General features: G+C 57.2%; 18 protein-coding genes. 11 read left to right on the top strand and 7 right to left on the bottom strand.

Translation table 11 applies throughout. The features are described from left to right. Positions 1 to 84: 84 nt before the first annotated feature. From DWU98_RS06480 to DWU98_RS06445, 8 genes are read left to right on the top strand one after another with little or no spacing between them, the layout of a single operon-like run. Positions 85 to 918 carry a FliM/FliN family flagellar motor switch protein gene (locus tag DWU98_RS06480; protein ID WP_158544992.1) on the top strand — a complete coding sequence of 278 codons (834 nt, stop codon included), beginning with the start codon at positions 85 to 87 and terminating at the stop codon, positions 916 to 918. Continuing rightward, on the top strand, positions 876 to 1,601 hold the full coding sequence (locus DWU98_RS06475; protein WP_230474732.1) for an EscR/YscR/HrcR family type III secretion system export apparatus protein: 726 nt from the start codon (positions 876 to 878) through the stop codon (positions 1,599 to 1,601). Before DWU98_RS06480 ends, DWU98_RS06475 begins: the two co-directional genes overlap by 43 nt. Further along, entirely contained in the window at positions 1,601 to 1,870 is a 270-nt protein-coding gene (locus DWU98_RS06470; protein WP_115494696.1) for a flagellar biosynthetic protein FliQ, read from the top strand. Before DWU98_RS06475 ends, DWU98_RS06470 begins: the two co-directional genes overlap by 1 nt. Beyond that, the gene (locus DWU98_RS06465) at positions 1,792 to 2,613 is read left to right on the top strand and encodes an EscT/YscT/HrcT family type III secretion system export apparatus protein (RefSeq protein ID WP_115494695.1); all 822 of its coding nucleotides are present in this window, start codon (positions 1,792 to 1,794) and stop codon (positions 2,611 to 2,613) included. Before DWU98_RS06470 ends, DWU98_RS06465 begins: the two co-directional genes overlap by 79 nt. Continuing rightward, complete coding sequence (locus DWU98_RS06460) at positions 2,610 to 3,347, top strand: EscU/YscU/HrcU family type III secretion system export apparatus switch protein (RefSeq protein ID WP_115494694.1); 738 nt, start codon at positions 2,610 to 2,612, stop codon at positions 3,345 to 3,347. Before DWU98_RS06465 ends, DWU98_RS06460 begins: the two co-directional genes overlap by 4 nt. An 11-nt stretch (positions 3,348 to 3,358) precedes the next feature. Continuing rightward, complete coding sequence (locus tag DWU98_RS06455) at positions 3,359 to 5,467, top strand: flagellar biosynthesis protein FlhA (protein ID WP_115494693.1); 2,109 nt, start codon at positions 3,359 to 3,361, stop codon at positions 5,465 to 5,467. After that, on the top strand, positions 5,460 to 6,779 hold the full coding sequence (locus tag DWU98_RS06450) for a FliI/YscN family ATPase (RefSeq protein WP_115494692.1): 1,320 nt from the start codon (positions 5,460 to 5,462) through the stop codon (positions 6,777 to 6,779). Before DWU98_RS06455 ends, DWU98_RS06450 begins: the two co-directional genes overlap by 8 nt. A 44-nt stretch (positions 6,780 to 6,823) precedes the next feature. Continuing rightward, entirely contained in the window at positions 6,824 to 7,267 is a 444-nt protein-coding gene (locus DWU98_RS06445; RefSeq protein WP_115494691.1) for a hypothetical protein, read from the top strand. 398 nt (positions 7,268 to 7,665) lie between these two features. Here DWU98_RS06445 and DWU98_RS06440 read toward each other — a convergent pair whose 3' ends face one another. After that, a complete protein-coding gene (locus tag DWU98_RS06440; RefSeq protein ID WP_230474731.1) occupies positions 7,666 to 8,034 on the bottom strand; it encodes a ribbon-helix-helix domain-containing protein in 369 nt (122 codons plus the stop codon). 447 nt (positions 8,035 to 8,481) lie between these two features. Between DWU98_RS06440 and DWU98_RS06435 the strand changes: the two genes are divergently transcribed. Further along, complete coding sequence (locus tag DWU98_RS06435; protein WP_147293234.1) at positions 8,482 to 8,940, top strand: hypothetical protein; 459 nt, start codon at positions 8,482 to 8,484, stop codon at positions 8,938 to 8,940. A 248-nt stretch (positions 8,941 to 9,188) separates the two neighbouring features. Here the strand turns inward: DWU98_RS06435 and DWU98_RS06430 are convergent, their stop codons facing one another. From DWU98_RS06430 to DWU98_RS06405, 6 genes are all read right to left on the bottom strand, one after another. Beyond that, a complete protein-coding gene (locus tag DWU98_RS06430; RefSeq protein WP_115494688.1) occupies positions 9,189 to 9,704 on the bottom strand; it encodes a fimbrial protein in 516 nt (171 codons plus the stop codon). A gap of 238 nt (positions 9,705 to 9,942) precedes the next feature. Next, positions 9,943 to 10,506, bottom strand: coding sequence for a fimbrial protein (locus DWU98_RS06425; RefSeq protein WP_115494687.1), 564 nt, complete (start codon positions 10,504 to 10,506; stop codon positions 9,943 to 9,945). 43 nt (positions 10,507 to 10,549) lie between these two features. Next, on the bottom strand, positions 10,550 to 11,104 hold the full coding sequence (locus DWU98_RS06420; RefSeq protein WP_158544991.1) for a fimbrial protein: 555 nt from the start codon (positions 11,102 to 11,104) through the stop codon (positions 10,550 to 10,552). A gap of 206 nt (positions 11,105 to 11,310) precedes the next feature. Further along, on the bottom strand, positions 11,311 to 13,980 hold the full coding sequence (locus DWU98_RS06415) for a fimbria/pilus outer membrane usher protein (protein ID WP_158544990.1): 2,670 nt from the start codon (positions 13,978 to 13,980) through the stop codon (positions 11,311 to 11,313). A gap of 180 nt (positions 13,981 to 14,160) precedes the next feature. Continuing rightward, on the bottom strand, positions 14,161 to 14,907 hold the full coding sequence (locus DWU98_RS06410; RefSeq protein WP_115494684.1) for a fimbrial biogenesis chaperone: 747 nt from the start codon (positions 14,905 to 14,907) through the stop codon (positions 14,161 to 14,163). A 73-nt stretch (positions 14,908 to 14,980) separates the two neighbouring features. Further along, complete coding sequence (locus tag DWU98_RS06405) at positions 14,981 to 15,556, bottom strand: fimbrial protein (RefSeq protein WP_147293233.1); 576 nt, start codon at positions 15,554 to 15,556, stop codon at positions 14,981 to 14,983. 492 nt (positions 15,557 to 16,048) lie between these two features. Here DWU98_RS06405 and DWU98_RS21640 point away from each other — a divergent pair, with 492 nt between their 5' ends. Next, on the top strand, positions 16,049 to 16,282 hold the full coding sequence (locus tag DWU98_RS21640; RefSeq protein WP_147293232.1) for a hypothetical protein: 234 nt from the start codon (positions 16,049 to 16,051) through the stop codon (positions 16,280 to 16,282). 654 nt (positions 16,283 to 16,936) lie between these two features. After that, a complete protein-coding gene (locus tag DWU98_RS06400; protein ID WP_115494682.1) occupies positions 16,937 to 18,022 on the top strand; it encodes a DUF748 domain-containing protein in 1,086 nt (361 codons plus the stop codon). Positions 18,023 to 18,099 lie beyond the last annotated feature (77 nt).

The following is an 18,099-nucleotide window of genomic DNA, read 5'->3' as shown; positions in this document are numbered from 1 at the left end:
AAGATTGCCGTCAACGTACCCGAATGGGAAAACGATTCGCTTCCACTGCTCACGCTGGAGGAGCCGTTACCTGCTTATGCCTTGGTGAGCGAATTCATCGGAAGCTACGGTTCCTTGCATCTGGGTTTGGAACTCGGATCGGCGTGGCCCGAATATTCATTGGATGTCCTGACGCGCGCCGCCCCCACCGGGGCGGCGCTGAAAGAGTGGCTCGACTGGATGCTGTCGCCATGGATCGGCTTGCTGGAGGAACGTATCGGCACAACATTTTCGCTGAAGTCCGCAAAGACTATCGCCTCGCTTCCCGCAGATAGCATCGGCTTTCGTGTCGCATGGAAAGAACGACGTGGGCATGTCGGTGTCGCCGGCACGGCGTTGCGACGCATCGCATGGAACGATTTTTTGACTATCGAAGAACCATCCAAACGGCTCGATTGGCTCGCCACCATGACCTATGTCATGGCGCCGGCAGGTGTCTTTTCATTACGCGACATTCGCTCGCTGGCACCCGGCGCGATGGTTCGCATGGCAAAGCTTGAATGTGTACTGCACGTGGGCGATTTGACTCAAGGCACTCGGATACCGATGCGCCGAATCAACGGGAACAAACCAATGGAACGGACTGAACAAAATGATGCGAACGACTGGCAGCTTGCGCTGGTGGATTCGGAGCCTGGCGTGAAAGGCGCATGGGAGGACATGGCGGTGCCCGTCGACGTCATCCTGGATAAAAAGCTATTGACGCTGGGCGAAATCCAACGACTCAGGCAGGGCTCGGTGTATACGCTTTCCCATGTCGCTTCAGGCAAATCCGTAACGCTGTGTTGTAACGGCCGGATCGTCGCGCGCGGGGAACTCGTCGAGGTCGACCATTATTGGGCCGTGCTTATCACCGAGTGCCGTGGAGAGCAGCCGTGAGCGGTGCCGACATGCAGGTGCCGGATATTCCGGCCGTCCTGATCATTGCAGCCGTGCTCGGACTGCTGCCACTGATCGTGGTCATGACAACGTCGTTTACCAAAATATCCATAGTGCTTGTTCTGCTTCGCAATGCGCTTGGTGTACAGCAGGCGCCGTCGGGCATGGCCATCAGCGGCCTGGCGATGGCCGCCACGCTGATGATCATGGCGCCGGTATGGCAGCAAATAGCGTCGCGGCTTGACATCATTTCGATTATCGAAGGGCATTCGAAGCCCATGATGGCGGACGTCATGGACGCCACGCGCGCGCCGCTGGAAGCGTTCATGCGCAAACATGTCGATGGCATGGAGTTCGACTCTCTGCAGAAGCTGGTCAAAGACATGCACTTCAGCGGAAACGACGATCCGGCCGATGCGTCCGCAGAGCACAGCGATGAAGAAGGACCCGTACTCGTGGCGGCCTTCACGATCTCCGAAATCGCCCAGGCGTTCAAAATCGGCATGTTTCTTTCGATTGGATTCGCGGTGATCGACTTGATCGTCGCCAATCTCCTCATGGCCATGGGCATGAGTATGTTCCCGCCATCGACGGTCTCTGTGCCGCTTAAATTGCTGGTATTCGTGACGACCACGGGCTTATCCAGGCTGATGCATAGCCTGATCGCATCCTATCCGCCGTGATGTCCGAGCTTGAGGTTATCCACCAGGCGTTCCGGGTCATTTTGTTTGCCACCGCGCCGGCACTGCTCGCCGCACTCGTGGTGGGTGTCTTTGTCGGACTTCTGCAATCGGCTTTGCAGGTGCAGGACCAGGCCATTGCCTACGTCCTTAAGCTGGCCGTCGTGTGCTTGATTCTGCTCATGATGTCCAGATGGCTATTGCAGACGCTCGACCAGCTTTTTGGCGCGATCTATCTGCTCGTGCCGGGTATGAAAGCAGGCTCGATATGATCGATACGATCAGCTGGGCGGGGACGCTTTTGCTGGCGATGATCCGGACACTGTGCATGCTCGCGGTGCTACCCATCGGCGGCGGGTCCTCGGCCGGCCGTGCATTCGTGCTGCCGATGGCCGTCGCTGTGGGATTGTGCGTACACCAGGCAGGCAACGTACCCGAGGTGACGTCGGTTCTCTTCTACGCGCTGGCGCTGAAAGAGGGCGCCGTCGGCATCGCGCTGGGATGGATGATCAGCCGTATGTTCATGGTGGTTGGGGCCGCGGGTGCGCTGATCGATCAGGTCAGCGGTTACACCGTTGGCCAGTTATTCAACCCGAGCCTTGGCCGCTCGGTCGGCCCCGTCGAATCGCTCTACAGCATGCTCCTTATATTGATTCTTATGTCGGCCGGTAATGGCTACTATTTTGCGAAAGTGATACTCGCAACGTATCAGGCATGGCCTGTTTCGGAGCTTGTACCAGCCGCATCCATCAAGCCATTCGTAGCGATGCTGCTTGGCCAGGGCGTTGACCTGCTTGTCAATCTGTCGATCCAAATGGCAGCCCCGATTATGGCAATGCTCATGTTTGCGGACATCAGCATTGTTCTGTTATCGCGATACACCCCGGAGTTCAATCCGCAAAGCGCATCGCTCGCGCTCAAGGCCTTGCTTCTGACGCTGATGCTTCTCCTGTCCATCGCAGGCCAGATGGGCTACCTCCATCGCCTGATGCACGAACTTACACGGGTGCAATGAGCAATAAAACCAAACAACCCACGCCACAACGATTGAAGGAAGCGGCGGAACGCGGCGATATACCGAAAAGCCAATCCTTTAGCCTGAGCATGACGATGCTGGCGTGGTGGATGCTGATACCGCTCGCCTCGACCGTGCTCCTGCGCTGGGTCGCGCCTTTCATTGATGACGTCGTCTCCTTGAGAGTCATGGACGATCAACTGGCAAGCCGGTCGTCCCTATTGGAATTCGTCGGCATGAGTCTGGCCGTGCCTTGCAGCGTGGCCCTGCTGCTTGCGCTATCGCTCGGCTTCATTCAGTCAAAAGGCCGCACCGCGCGCAAACGCACCGTTTTTGACCTCAAACGCATTAATCCCGCCTCGGGAATAAAGCAGTTATTCAGCCCTCAGAAATTAATCAATACAGGCATTTCAATCGTCAAAGGGCTGATGATTGGCGCCGCCTGCTTTCGTGTCGGCCAGGATTTGCTCGCTGCATTGAGCAGCATGTCGATCAATCACGTTTCCTGGCGCGCAGCCTTTTCAGCCGCCCTGATTGACGGATGGAAGGCCTCGGGCTTTGCGGTACTTGGGTGTGTCGGCATCGGCGCATGCGACCTTCTTATACAGCACAAGCTTTGGATACGGCGAAATAGGATGAGCGATGATGAAATAAAGCGCGAATACAAGGAACAGGAAGGCAGCCCTGAAGTAAAAAGCGCGCGACGACGGCTTCACCGCGAATTGAGTTCCTAAAGGATTATTTGATGAACCTCACGCAATTTGGCGATCTGAAAAGGTGGGATATCACGCCTTTTGTCGAGCGGTATATCGACATCGCGATGGGCCTGGTGTTTCTTACCATCATAAGCCTGCTTGTACTGCCCACACCCGGCTTCTTGCTGGACATGGCCATCGCTACCAATTTTTCGTTTTCGCTTCTGTTGATCGCGGTCGCCATCTACATCAAGTCGACGCTTGACCTTGCCATCTTCCCTTCCCTGCTTCTGTTGACCACGTTGTTCAGACTTGGATTGGAGGTGGCCACCACCAAAGGCATTCTGTTGCATGCCCATGCGGGCGAAATGGTGGCGGCTTTCGGCCAGCTTGTGGTGGGCGGCAACGTCGTGGTCGGGTTGGTCATTTTCCTGCTTCTGTGTGTCGTGCAGATCGTGGTGGTGGCCAAGGGCGGCGATCGTGTGGCGGAGGTGGCCGCGCGCTTCACGCTCGATGCCATTCCCGGCAAACAGATGAGCATCGATGCAGATCTTCGCTCCAATGTCATCACGCCCGATGAGGCACGCGCTCGAAGGGAAGTCTTGCAGCAGGAAATCCAGCTCCATGGCGCGCTGGATGGTGCGATGAAATTCGTAAAGGGCGATGCCATGATCGGCATCATCGTGGCCCTGATCAATATCGTCGGCGGCATCGCGGTAGGTGTCGCGCAACACCACCTGACGTTTTCGAATGCGGTCAACACGTATGTGATATTGACCGTTGGCGACGGCCTGGTGTCACAGATACCTTCCCTTATGGTGGCAATCGCGGCAGGACTGGTGATTACGCGCGGCGACTCCGGCGGATCGTCCAGTGAGTTCTCCAATCTCGGACGCCGCATTTACGATCAGGTCGCCAATCAGCCGCGCCCTGTGCTGATGGCTTCGACCATCACCTTCATCCTCGCCGTGATCCCTGGCTTTCCCCATGTGCAGTTCGCGCTTATCGGGCTGGCCTTGCTCGGCATCGGCACGGCCAAACGCAGGCACGAGCAAACCGTCGCGCTTTCTCGCCAAGCGCCCATGCCCAACATGGCACGAGACGGTTCCAACTATGTGCCTTGCCTGCTGGATACGGTTGAATTCGGTACAACCGTGCCGTTGCGGGTAAGAGTGGGAAGGCAAGCCTACAACGCGCTTGCGCCTGCCGACTTCAATAGCGAACTTGGCAATGTTCGCCGCTACTTGATGCAAAACCTCGGCCTTCCGTTTCCCGGACTTTCCATGGTCGGCGAACCACAGATGGGGGACAACAGCTATGTCATCGAAGTCAACGATACGATCGTGATATCTGGAGAGCTTTACGCTCGCGAATTTGTGGTGCACGGACCCTTCGATGTCTTGGCCGACTGCAATCCGGAACGAAGTACATCCTTCCCGGGCAGCAAGGCGGCCTATTGGGTCGATAGCGCCACCATGGCGCTCCTGCGCGATCGCGGTGCCAATGTGGCCAGTCCCGACGAGGCATTGGCCGCGCAGATATATGCCATTTGCCATCACCACGCCCACGAATTCGTCGGCACGCAGGAGGCCCAGTTTCTTATCAACAGGCTGCGCTCGTCGTTTCCCGATCTTGTCGCCGCGCTGCTTACAACGGTCACACCGACGATTTTCGGCCGGCTGCTCGCGGAGTTGCTGGAAGAGTCCGTGTCGATACGCAATTTGCGCGGCATCTGCGAGGCACTCGTACGCATGCCTGCGGGCGATCGCTCTCGTCATCGGCTCCTGGAAGTAGCAAGAATGGCGGTGGTTCCGCTGACAATCCCTACGTACACGGAAGGCGAGTCGACGTTAAAAGTGATTGTTATCGATGAAGCATGGGGAACGTTGCTGAGCCAGGCGTTGCGCATCGACAACGATGGCGAACCCTGCCTCGCCCTGAGCTTCCAGGATTCGCAGCGGCTCCAGGCATCGCTGCAAAGGGTGTCGGATGAAGCGCCCGCCTCGGCCGCCGTGTTGACCTCGGCCTCCCTGCGTCGGCATATCGCGGGCTTGCTCAAAGGGCTCGGCATCAGGCGGCACGTGCTGGCGCTCGAAGAAATTCCGTCCGAGAGCATTGTCGTGGAGCGCGTTGCGGTGGTGGAGCGAGACAATGATTGAACCAGTTCATGCAGGATGGAAAGGTACACAGGAGCAATCGGTTGCGCCGGTGCGGCAAGGTGGCAAGGTCGTATCGGCAGTAGGAACCTTGATTCGTGTCGTCGGCGTGCAACTGCGCGTGGGCGATCTTTGCCGCATCTATTCATCGTCCTCCGATCCTGGCTTGTTCGGCGAGGTCGTTGGCATGGAAGGCGGTCAAACGATTGTGATGCCATTGGGCCCCATGACCGGTTTGTCGTCGGCAAGCATGGTCGAAGCCACGGGCGGCGGCCTGCTCATTCCGAAGGCCCACGCACTGTTGGGCCGTGTGGTGGATGGTTTCTGTCGTCCGCTGGACGGCCGGCCCATAACGGCTCCGAGCGAGTATTCCGTCGAAGAGCAGATCCCATCGCCCATGGATCGACCCGTGATCGACAGCCATCTCGAAACAGGCATCAGCGCCATCGACGCGCTGCTTGCGTGCGGAGTGGGACAGCGAGTAGGCATCTTTGCGCCGGCCGGCGTCGGCAAGACCTCGCTGCTATCGATGCTTGCCCGGTTTTCGAAGGTCGATGCCGTCGTGGTGGCGCTTATCGGCGAACGTGGACGAGAAGTCCAGGAGTTCATTCAGCACGCACTCGGCGAACATGCGCTCAACCGTGCAATCGTCGTCGCGTCCACGTCGGACCGACCTGCCGCGGAGCGCATCAAGGCCGCGCAAACTGCGTCGGCCATCGCTGAAGATTTGCGCGAAGAGGGAAAACACGTTCTGCTTTTATTCGACTCCCTGACGCGATTCGCGCGAGCGCTAAGGGAAGTCGGGCTGGCCGCTGGCGAACCCCCGGCGCGTAGAGGATTTCCGCCCAGCGTATTTGCGGCGCTGCCCAGGCTGCTCGAGCGTTCCGGGCGACTCACTCGCGGCGTGATCACGGCGTTCTATACCGTGCTGGCCGAGGATGAGGACGGCGGCGATCCGATCTGCGAAGAAGCCCGCTCGCTACTCGATGGCCACTTGGTTTTATCCAGCGAACTGGCGGCAGCCGGTCACTATCCGGCGATTGACGTTCTGGCAAGCAAGAGCCGCGTCATGCATAACGTCTGCAGACCCGAGCACGTTGCCATGGCCAACCGGGTCAGAAAATGGATGGCCGATTATAGAAAATCGGAAATGCTGATCAGGCTCGGTGAATATCGCCAAGGTTCCGACAGAGAGCTGGACCAGGCTGTGCTGAAAAAGGACGCGATCGGCGATTTACTGCGCCAGCCCTCGCACGAGCATCGCGATTGGCAAAAGACCATAACATCATTAAATATGCTTACACAGGTCTCCTGACGTCCGCCGGAACCTGACTTTGCACCCCATCGAAGGAACGCAGGATGCAGCGCGCGCAGATTTTAGCCATCGCAAGGAGCGAACTCAGTACGATTGCGACCATTCGCTGTCGGCGGATCGATGCACAGGTGCAGAAGCTGACTTCCTGTCTTCAGGATACCCAGCAGCAGATCGAGCTGCTTTCGGACAAAGTAAGCCATATCGAGCAGGAGATGCAGGCGGTCCGTACAGCCTGTATGGAGATCATCTCCGGCCGTCCTGGAAGCATCCATATCTATCGAAACATGCTTCGCGCCATGGATGTCGAACTGCATCGCACGCACGCGCAGGCGGATGCAAAACGAGAGCAATGCCAGTCAATCGCCCTTGAATTATCTAAGGCGAAAGAAAAATTGTCCGCCATGGAAGAAAGGTTAGACGCCTATGCGAAGATCGAGCGCCGGGCAAGCGCCATTCTCGCGGAAAATTGGTACGAGATTGACCATTAATCCATCGTTGTTAAAATGCCTTGTTTCATAGCACCTGAAAACACCCTGTTAGGGCACGGGCAACCCAGGCACTTATCTCGCCCATCTTGCCGCCAAGTTGATAAGACGCTTACCTTAGACACGCAACATCCAGCGTGATCGCTTGCGCGATCGCCGTGAAAACCTATTACGCATTCGTGCAAAAAAACTGATCACATCGCACTACGTGCCTGCGCTATGAACAGCATGCCATGCATGCGCCAGATCAATGCGTACATCACCCACTCTCCATCGCAAGAAGGCCCGCTACGCAAACAAGATACGGGCACCCATGGTCGCGCGCTAACGCGGGAAACGTCCCATCGCTCCACGGGGGTCCATGGCGCATCGTGCCACGCGCGCCTGTTAGCCCGATTCACTCATTCGATGTTCTGCATGACCTTCGTCACCACTTCGTCTGGACACATCCTGAGAAGCTGCGTCGTGCTCATGACACGAATGAGCGAGCTGAAGTTCTTGGCGCCTCCAAGACGTAACTGCACCTCACGATCCATCGCAGTCAGCAATACATTGGTTGTCATTTCGTTATATGAAGCCATGGTTTTCAAAATGGCCCAATAAACCCCTTCCAGGCGCACACACGTCGACATCCCGTCGAGGCGAATGGATTTAGGTCGCGGTTCAGTCAGCTTTTTATCAAGGCCTTCCAATAGAGCCGACGATGACTTACCTGATTTAAACGAAAACCACGCCTTATCGTTTTCAACTGAGAGAAACTCACTACTCACACGCCACTTCCTATTAATTATTTTTCTTGTAGCGTCCATTCTCCATGGACGTCTGGACTTATAGTTGCCTATATGTCCACGTCCATGGCGTTATATATATATAGCGTTGTCTTAAAACCCTCCGATCCTTGGCAAATCGTTGTTGCAGGAGGTATTGGAAAAGGAGCCCTCAGGCCGATCTAACACAAGGCCTTGGTCGACACTTACAGAAGACCTACAGTGTCGGTGCGTGTTTCGCCTGCACCCTCATACGGTTATCCCTGACGGGAGGTGGTACTCCCATGCAGCCATCCATTGCGGAAAGCGATGAGGATCGTACGCATGAGTGGGATGGCCTAATGCACTTACTATGCGGCACGCGACGCATCCATGTTTTGCGTCGACGTAAAGGCCGCCCGGCGAACCGCGAGCGTATCCATCGTCGGTCCGTTCGGCGGGTTTTAATCGGTGCATGAAGCACCCGCGGCGGTAATGCAGCTGGAGCGGCCTTTGCTCGCAGCGCCAGCTCAGCTTTTTCGCGTGGATTTCATGTTCGCGTCGCTCTTCGGTGGTCGACGCTTGTATGGGCTAACCGTCATCGACGATGTAACGGCGATAATCTGGCGATCGCGATTGGCGCGGGACATACGCGGAGAAAAGATTCCGGCCGCGCTCGAAATATTTCGCAGTGGTCAGACCATAGCTACAGGCGTACAGGTCGACAATGATTGCGAATTCGTATCGATGGCGCTTTATTGCACGCTTGCGAAGCGTGCATCAACGGTGATTATTCGCGCCAAATCGATCCAACCAAGAACATTTTATAGAAATTCTCACCCGATCATTCCGCGACAAATAATTGAATATTCGTCGTTTTGTCGCGTGAAGACGTTCGGAACAAATCGAATCGCGACACTGTGGCGATAATAATTTCAACCCGCATGCATCGCTTGTACATGGCACGGCGACACTATGTACCGGGATGATGCAGTCCATCATCTGATGATCAATGGATCCAGCTCATGCCGTTACACCTGCGGGACTAAGCGCGGGTTACCGGCGCAAGTGGGCGACGGACTCAAGCAGTAGCCCGATCGATCCAGTCCAAGGCCATGTTCCATGGACCCGTCAAACTACTCCAGGCCCGTGCGGCGAACAGCCGAGCGAAGCTCGCGCTATGGATACTCCAGCGTGAACAACGCCCCTGCATTGGCAGCGCCACTGCCCACACCTGAGGCGGTACGGTAGTAATGCGCCTGCAACGGGATGCTTAAAACACCTGCAGTCACGTTCGTGGCGACGGTCCATTGAGCATTCGGGCCCAAAGGCACCGCGCTGTTGTCGCTGGCGCGCGCAAGCTGAATACCTACGCCCCCTGCTACACCCGTTGCCGGGGTGAGCGCGATGTAGGGCAAGGTAGAGCCGGGCGTGGCGGCATCCTGCATGGTCATCGCGACATTGGCGCCCGCCTGGCAGGTCAATTGGATAGTGACTGGCGTGGATGCTGGAATGGGTGAGCCCACACCAACCGCCATGATTGCGCCAACACTTACCTGCCCCAGGTCAACCGTCAGATTGGGCGTATTCAGCGTGCAGGTGTTGGCGATAATGCTTCCGTTGATGCTGACCGCGTTGCTTTGGGCGGATACTTCGCCAATGCCGGTCAAAGCCGTCAGGGCCAGCGCGATCAAGCATGCGCCTTTCGTTGTAAGTGCTATAGCTCGCATAGAGAACCTTTATGATTGCAGCCGTTGGCAAGCTGCCGTATTGCCGACGTACTTATTCGCCGCTGAACCATGACGCAGGCATGGCTTTTTTCTTGTGCCTGGACAGTGACGCTCTTGGCGACACTTCGCTCAACTGCAAGTCTTTGTCCCACACCTGCGAAAGCGCACCCCGCGGGCAGCCTTCTGCGCAGCAGACGCAGCATCAGTTGAAGGTGAAGTTCAACGTTGCCGTGGCGTTGCCCGCACCCGTCGTCACAGCGCTCGAGATGGCGTAGTAGCGCGCCACCACCGGAATTCGCACCGAACATCCCGTATTACACGAACCGGGATTAACGGTGTTTACGGCGTTCAAAATCAGCGGTGTCGTGGGGTTACCGGTGCCATCGTTGAGTACCTGTACGCCCACCCCCGTTGCCGCCCCGCTTCCTGGGGCCAACGCGAGCACCGAATCCGGTGCACCGTTGCCTGCCGGCGTTCCCGTCATGGTCATCGTGATGCCAGGATTGGCCGTGCACGTAAGAACGATGAAGTCCGGCGCGCTGGCGTTGGAGATGGCGCCCGGGCGTGTAAAGACACCGATGGGCACCTGACCGATATTGAGTGTGACAACGCCGCTGGAAGTGAAAGAACACGAACTGCTGATGTCGCCCGTGGCCGTTACCGCCGCGCTTTGTGCAAGTGCGGTGCCTGCCATACCCGATCCCGCCAGCGACAGCGCAACAAGAAGAAAATGCTTGGCCTGATGTGTGACGTTTTGTGTATACACGGAAAATCGCTTCAAATTAGCTGTTGACGTGGCTTTCGCTGAATCAATTGAACGTAAAATTCAGCGTCGCGGTCGCATTGGCCGTACCTGCGGTCACCGCGCCGGCACGGTAATAACGCGCCGCGACGGGTATGGTCACGGTAGCGGCCGTGGGAATAGTGTTTCTCGCACCAATTTGGAGTGCCGTGGTAGGGGTGCCGGTGCCGTTGTTGAGAATCTGCACGCCCACGCCGCCCGCCGCACCTGCGCCGCTACTGCTCAACTGCAATACGGTGTTGGGCTGACCGGCTAACTGCGTACCGTTCAAAGTCATGGTGATGCCGGGGTTGGCTGTGCAGGTGATGGTGATGTTCTGCGCGGGGCTGGCCGTGGAGGTGGAACCTACCGATGGCAGATTGGCCGCGGGTATCGAGCCAATGTTGAGTGCTACCGTGCTTCCGGCAGTGATGGAGCAATCACCGGTGATGTTGCCCGTGACATTGACAGTGGCCGATCCGGTACCCTGCGCCGGCGCGATGTGTGCGAATCCACCCGCAGCCAACAAGACGACCAAGGCAACCAGGGGTTTGATGCGGAGATTAGTAGTCTGTGTATTCACGATTTGGCAAATCCAATAGGAGTGGGTGACACGGTGAATGTTCGTTCGATATGTTTCATGGACGGTTGAGCAAACATGGTTGGTTTATATGAACCTTAAATGGACCGTAATGATCGACATCGTACTCATGCGTTCTGCACTCGGTGCGTTAGTTATGTACTTTCAAATGAATCGTTGGCCGCACTGCAACTGCCAAGATGGATGATTCATGGACGCGCGTCGTGCGCCGATACATCCGTTAACGGCTGCGTGACCATGGAACCGATCGACGCTGTTGCGCCACACGTCGATTGCAGCATTTGAGTACCGCTCCGCGCGCCCTTCGCTTTTGATGGAATATCAACCGACAGATGGCAACTCTCATTTGCGTTTGCGCCCCAACGTACGGTGAGGATCGTGGAAGCTTCCACACCGCGAACGACCAATCGACTGGCCTGACCCACGACACCGACCGTGTCGCCTTTTTCATTCAATACATCCGCGCCAAACGGTAACGGGCCGCCATCGGGCTTGGTGGCATCAATCAGCAATAGCTGACTGCTATCCACCTTGTATTGCAAACGCACAACGCTGCCAGCGCGTGGCGCAACGCTCTGGGTGGAGCTTTGCAGTTCTACGTTGGCCGCCGCGCCCTTGGGATCGAGCTCGATGGTATTGAGCTGATACGGCATGAGGTTGGCGACCACTGCATAGCCGCGCCCGTCTACGGCGGCGTTGCTGCTTTGCGCCCCCGTGGCACCTGGCGCATCGATCAGGCCAATCGTGCTGCCGGTCGGCTGCGAAAACGTGACACCACCGGCGTGAGCCACTAACGCGCCACTGCCCCCGAAACCCATTTGCCGGTAACTTGCACCCTGGCTGTAGGATCCATTGATATTGCCGCGCGTACCCATGTACGCGCCGCTGAGGGAACCCTGCATAGCGCCACCGCTGCGACCGATCGAGGCGTTGTAAGTGAAGCGTTTATCGGCTCTAAGCGATCCGCTGATTGACGTCTGGTTGCTATTGCCGCCGAGCCGCGAACGGTTAATTACGGTGGAAAGCAATGGCGCGCTATCCGTGCGCCCCAGCGGTAGCGTGAACGTAAGCATCAAACGCGTATCGCGCACCGTGTTGGCAGTATCGGAAGTGAAATAACCTCCGTCTTGCACCGGCAGCATTTGGCCGAGCGCAGCTTGGCCTGGCAGACGCGGGGACAGGTTGTCACGCGTTCGCGTGGCGGAAATGCTGTAGGTCAGCGACTTCCAATGATTGGAGTAGCCCGCATTGAAATCCACCTGGCGACCGCCGCCGTTCCAATAATTGCGCCATGAGGCATTGAGATATAACTGCCCCCAGTTGTCACCCAGCGACTGGGCGACAGTGATATCCATGCGCGTGTGCTGGCGTAGCACGAGGTTGGCCTGACCGCGCGCCGCGGCATCGCGCAATACCATGGCGTCACTGAGACCCACGAAGCCCGGCGTGGCATATCGGTACGCCGCAATACCGAGATTGGTGCCGGTGCTGGTGAAATTCTCGTTGTAACCCAGGCGCAGACCATAGCCACTAGTCGCCGCCACTCCCGGCGCGCGATTACCGGCATAAGTCACATCAGCGGAAAGTGCGCCGATGGGTGTATTGAACGCATTGCCGACCAAGACAGATTGATAACCCGCGCCCGCAGTCGCACCACCGTAGCTCGTTACCCAGTTATTGAGACCGCGCTGGTAGGTGGCCTGGCCGATAATGGGCAGATTGCGCATGCCGGTCTGCTCGACACGCCCTGCGGTAACACTCCATAGTTGCTGCCCTGGACGAAGCAACTGCGGCACTGCCGAATAAACCTGGGTGAGATGGCGTACACGCCCATCCGCCTCGGTAATTTCGATATCCAGATCGCCACCGTAGCCGGTGGGGAACAAGTCATCGATGACGAACGGCCCGGGCGCGACGGTGGTGTCATAGATAATGTAGCCATTTTGGCGGATCACGACGTGCGCGTTGGTTTCGGCAACGCCACGCACCACAGGCGCGTAGCCGCGCATCGACTGCGGAAGCATGCGGTCGTCCGCATACATGCGCACGCCGCGTATGCGAACGCTGTCGAACAAGTCGCCCGGCGTAAAGGTCTCGCCGGCTACGAACTGGGCCTGCCATGCAGGAATATCGTGTTGCAGGTAGGTGGCCGTGTTTTGGTACCGCGCCGCCCGTCCTTGCGTCCAACCAAGCGAGCCGGTGTGATTGAAATGCCATGACTCCAAGCTCAACGAATTGTTGAGCCCGATATAACCGTTGGCATATTGCCGCGCATTGGGCCCGCTGCGATAAAGGTTGACGTCATAACCTAAGACGTCCGCATTGATGCCCGCATCCCATTGGGAAGGATCGACGTAACCGCGCGCGTCGCGCGACATATAAATCTGCGGCACGGACAGCGACAGCGACTGTTCGCCTCCGTCGAAACTCGCTGTGGCGCCCGGCACGTAGTCACTAATGTCGCCGCAGAACTTTCCATGCGGCATGACTTTACGCGGCGCATGGGCCGGGTCGGCACTGAGCTTTGCCAGATCGATGCCATAGCGGGAAAGTGAGGCGGCGTCATAACAAAGCTGCGAATTATCACCAGCTCCCGCGACAAACTCGAAATCCTCGCGCGCGCGCCAGACCTGGTTGACGGTAATGTCCCCGCGATAGGTACCCGGCGCCACATAACCAGGCTTCTCAAAGCGCGACAAATCGACTTGTGTTTCCCCACCACCGGGGAAGAGCGTCGGATCAAACAATACGGCTGGATCGAAGCCGGTAGCAGGGTCCGCACCTCCAGGGCCGGCTGCCGCCGCGGCACCATGTGCCGCAGCAGGCGCAAGCGCACCGACGATAAGAGATGGCAGCAAGGCACGACGTCTCCACGTCACACGCTTTGCCCCTGATATTGCCCTTGGCAAACGCATGAAAACTTCTCCAAAAAATGTGTCGCGCGAGCGCTCACACGCGCAGCTGACGGGCTGCGCGCGATGCATGGTCTATTAACCGCAGAGCGAATTAACTGATACGGGCCAGCAAGAAGCGGCCGGCTACGAACCCAACGCTACGTCGTGTTCGGCAACAGCGCCGTAGTCATTGATGACATCGAACGTAGCCTTCACGTCGCCGCTGGGGCGATCACGTACTTTTGAGAGCGGAAAAACTGCCGTAGCGCCGGGCGCCACCATGCCACCCTGATCGACTTCGCGCTGGCTATTAATTTTCAGGCCGACGTGAGCGAAATTCACGTAATACGAAGACGCGTTGGTGGCCTGCAATGCAAGGCCCTTGCCGTTCTTGTCATTCACGAGCTTCCACGACAATTGTTTGTACGCGTCACCCGGAATGCCAGCGAGGTTCGCTGGGCGAAAAATAAATTTGATGCGCGTGCGAAAGGCGAACTGGAGCAGATTGCGCCCTTCGGTATCCTTCGGCTTGGGCGGTACTTCGAGCATGTTGAACCAGAACAAGGTTTCCTTGTCGGCCGGCAAGCTCTCGCCCGTGTAGACCACGCGTACGGCCTGACCCTTGCCCGGCTCCATGCGAAACATGGGCGGCATCAGCGTAAAAGGCGTTTTGGCCTTTTCCGGTGTGACTTTGTCGTCACCGTCATCCATCCATACTTGAACAAGCATAGGGGAAGAACCCTGGTTATTAAGTTTGACGGTCACCTCCTTCTCCTGAGAAGGATAGATAACGCGCGTACCGCTGATAACCACATCGGCATGAGCGCGCGCCGCAAACCCGCCGGCGACGAAGAGCACGCCTACCATGGCGTAACGAAGAACGTAACGCATTGCAATGAACCTGAATAGTGATGAAGAGTACATCGGTGACTTTCAAATCACCGATGTACGTCTAGATGTCTACTTAGTTGTAAACGACGGTGTAACGCAGGGTGCTATTGAACTGACCCGGGGTGGTGGTGGCCGTCTTGGCGTAGTACTGAGCCTGCATCTGGATGCTGGCGATACCGCCGGTAACCGGGTTGCTGACCACGGAATTATTCGGGTTGAACAGGTTGATCGCGGTGCCTGCGTCGTTCAGCAGCTGAACCTGCACATTGGATTCGCCGGCCAGCGTGTTGGTCAGATTGCCGGTGGTCGGATCGATCGGGTCGTTGCCGACGGGATTGAACGATACCGTGGCAATCGTGCCATCCGCGCATTCACCGGTACCGCTACCATCGCTGATGCGGAAGACGAATGTCTTGGGGTTTGCCACTGCCCCCGGGGCCGCCAAAACGGTGTTGGAAACCGGATCCAGAGCAACCGAGAAATTGCCGCCGCCACCACCCGTGCCCGGACCGCCCGAAATGACGCAACTGGAATCCGATACCACACCCGTGAAGGTGATCTGACCACCACTGGTCTGTGCAAAAGCCGAACCTGCCGCTACGAAACCAGTGATCGCCGCAATGGCGCATACGAGCTTGATGCTTTTCATGTCTTTTTCCGTGAAGGTGTCAAATTGATTGATGCGTGTACAACTGCAACGCTGCGCCACGTCAACAGAAAAGCGAACTAGCAGCACTGAAGACTTGGGAACATGTCCCACGCTAGAGTGCTGCTAGAACAATGTCGATGCGTCTTTCGTGGGCAGCCGCATAATTATTTACATCGCCATCTCATTTGCTATCAGGGAATTCTTAAAAGGAATTAGTCCGTGACCAGGAATGGCCAACGCGGTGATCGACGGCATCAATCTCTCAAGCCGAATCGCCAAAAAGAGGTGCATCTTCGGATCTTTCTTACTTGCGCGACAGCGTGATTTGATCTTCCGCCGACGATTCGCCGGGCCGACGCGATGACGCTGTGCCAACGCACGATGCTTTTCCCCACCTTTTTACCTTAGCCACAGCGCATGGCTTGGCCGGGGAATGAAGCCATTCACCCGCGCCGATAGTGGATGCAGCTTGCCCCACTGCTGGCGTAGGTGGTGCGCGTCAATGCACTGGGTGATTGCGAACGCATCGCCGGTACTACCAAAAAAAATCAGGCCATCATCGCGGCGAGCATGGATACGCAAATGGCAACGCAGGCGGCAAACAGGCTATTGAGCATCAGCGTTTCGAATTTCATGGCGGCTCTCCGTAAGCTGAATGACTGCGGCTTTCAAGGGAGATGTAGCAAAGCCGATGCCAACCGCCCTGAAACCGCGCAAACAGCGTAAAAACGCCACTTTTTCAGGCCTGTGAAAACGAGACCGACCGTCCGCGGACACGTGTCCATCCTGTCCGGGCGGCGCGCGGACAAACCAAATGCGTCACGTCATCCGGGGCGGGTCAAGCCACGCATATTTAATGCCACGGTGCGGTCACCGACCCAATAACGCCCGCGCGAACCCCTCCGCATCCACGAAGTAGGCATTTACCAATGCGCAGAACCACTTGTCCCTGGCAGATAACACCTTGCGCATTATGCGAAGGTGCGGTAGCCGGGCGTGTCCATCCGCTGTGATGACCGCGACACGCCCGACATGATGTGAAGTATCGCAGATCGCCTGGGCGGCAACCCAAGACGACACGTAGTCGAGTACACAGGTTAGCCGATCAGCTGGACCTTGTACTGCTGCGATGGGCGCGTAACAAATACAAGCGACTCGGGCGCCGTAACCGGAAAAGCAAATGTTTCGGCGAAGCGCTCGATGGCACCGTTCGCGACGCAGCGCCAGATGATGCGGCGAGGATATGGCACTGATCCAGCCCGCTGCGCCGCGGTAACCGTTCGGATACAAACGTCGGCTTTGCGTAAAAGGCCTATTGACGCGGGTGCCGCGCGCTTGCGCTAAAGTCCTTGGGCCTTATTCGAGCACCTGCGCACCATTGTGAAAATCACGTACTCGCACAAACTGCTGTGGCCCTTGCTTGCTTTGGTGCTTGTGCTTGCCGTGGTGCGTATGCTGCTGCCCCACTGGATACACCACTATCTCGATCGGCGCATCGAACGCATGGGTCCATACCACGGCGCCATGGCCGAGGTGCATCTGCACATCTGGCGCGGCAGCTACACGATTGAAAACCTACGCATCGACAAGATCGGCGCGCCATCGAACGAACCGTTCCTCATGGCACCTCGCACCGATATCGCCGTGAGCTATGGCAGGCTGTTGCGTGGCCATCTTCGCAGCGATGTGGATTTCTACAACGCTACGGTCAACTTCATCGATGGCAAAACCGAAAGCGAACGGCAGATGGGCAAGGGCGTCAATTGGAGCAACGAGCTCAACATTTTGATTCCTGCCGAGGTGAACAACATCCGCGTGCACAATGCCACCGTGACCTTCCGTAATTTCATCTCCGACCCGCGTGTTGACTTGACCATGAGCAACGTCAACAGCACCGTTACCAACCTCGCACCCGAAGAAAGCCAACGCGGGGCGCGCATGGCTACCTTGCACGCAACGGCAAGCATTCTTGGCGATGCGCCGCTGGAGACGCAGGCCACCTTCGACCCCACCAATCGCTTTGGCAATTTCCACTATCACATTCACGCCACCGGTATTCAGCTGGTGCGTGTCAATGCGCTTGCCCGCGCTTACACGGGTCTTGATTTCGCAGCCGGCACCGGTGATTTCACCATGGAGCTCAATGCGCAAAACGGTCAGCTGGATGGCTATGCTGAGCCGGTCTTCAAGGATCTGAAGTTATTCAGTTGGAAGAAAGATGTGGAGCAAGAAAAGAAAGGACCGATCAAGCTGCTTTACGAAGCGGCCGCGCAAGGCGTGGTCTCGCTATTGAAAGGGCCTACCAACGATCAACTGGTGACAAAGGTGCCGATCAGCGGGCGTATTGGCGATAGCCAGTTTGGTGAGCCGCAAGCTATCTTCAATGTGGTACACGAATCCTTTGTGCAGGCCTATAAATCCCAGCTCACGCATCTGCAGCCTTCGCCGGATGAAGCGAGTCATTGATCAACCCGTTTCGTCATTCCGCGAGGCCCGAATCCATGCGTCGTGTGCGCCATGGATTCCGACCTTCGCCGGAATGG

The sequence above is a fragment of the Dyella monticola genome (assembly GCF_003363155.1).
In the GTDB taxonomy this organism is placed as follows: Bacteria; Pseudomonadota; Gammaproteobacteria; order Xanthomonadales; family Rhodanobacteraceae; genus Dyella_B; species Dyella_B monticola.
Note: the sequence above shows the minus strand (reverse complement) of the source record. Positions and strands in the feature narration are given on the sequence as shown.

What these genes read in the sequence shown, in the direction of transcription:
- DWU98_RS06465 (WP_115494695.1), top strand. Translation starts at nt 1,792, where the DNA reads ATGGCTATTGCAGACGCTCGACCAGCTTTTTGGCGCGATCTATCTGCT.
- DWU98_RS06410 (WP_115494684.1), bottom strand. Translation starts at nt 14,907, where the DNA reads ATGCGTTACGTTCTTCGTTACGCCATGGTAGGCGTGCTCTTCGTCGCC.
- DWU98_RS06450 (WP_115494692.1), top strand. Translation starts at nt 5,460, where the DNA reads ATGATTGAACCAGTTCATGCAGGATGGAAAGGTACACAGGAGCAATCG.
- DWU98_RS06470 (WP_115494696.1), top strand. Translation starts at nt 1,601, where the DNA reads ATGTCCGAGCTTGAGGTTATCCACCAGGCGTTCCGGGTCATTTTGTTT.
- DWU98_RS06445 (WP_115494691.1), top strand. Translation starts at nt 6,824, where the DNA reads ATGCAGCGCGCGCAGATTTTAGCCATCGCAAGGAGCGAACTCAGTACG.
- DWU98_RS06455 (WP_115494693.1), top strand. Translation starts at nt 3,359, where the DNA reads ATGAACCTCACGCAATTTGGCGATCTGAAAAGGTGGGATATCACGCCT.
- DWU98_RS06460 (WP_115494694.1), top strand. Translation starts at nt 2,610, where the DNA reads ATGAGCAATAAAACCAAACAACCCACGCCACAACGATTGAAGGAAGCG.
- DWU98_RS06405 (WP_147293233.1), bottom strand. Translation starts at nt 15,556, where the DNA reads ATGAAAAGCATCAAGCTCGTATGCGCCATTGCGGCGATCACTGGTTTC.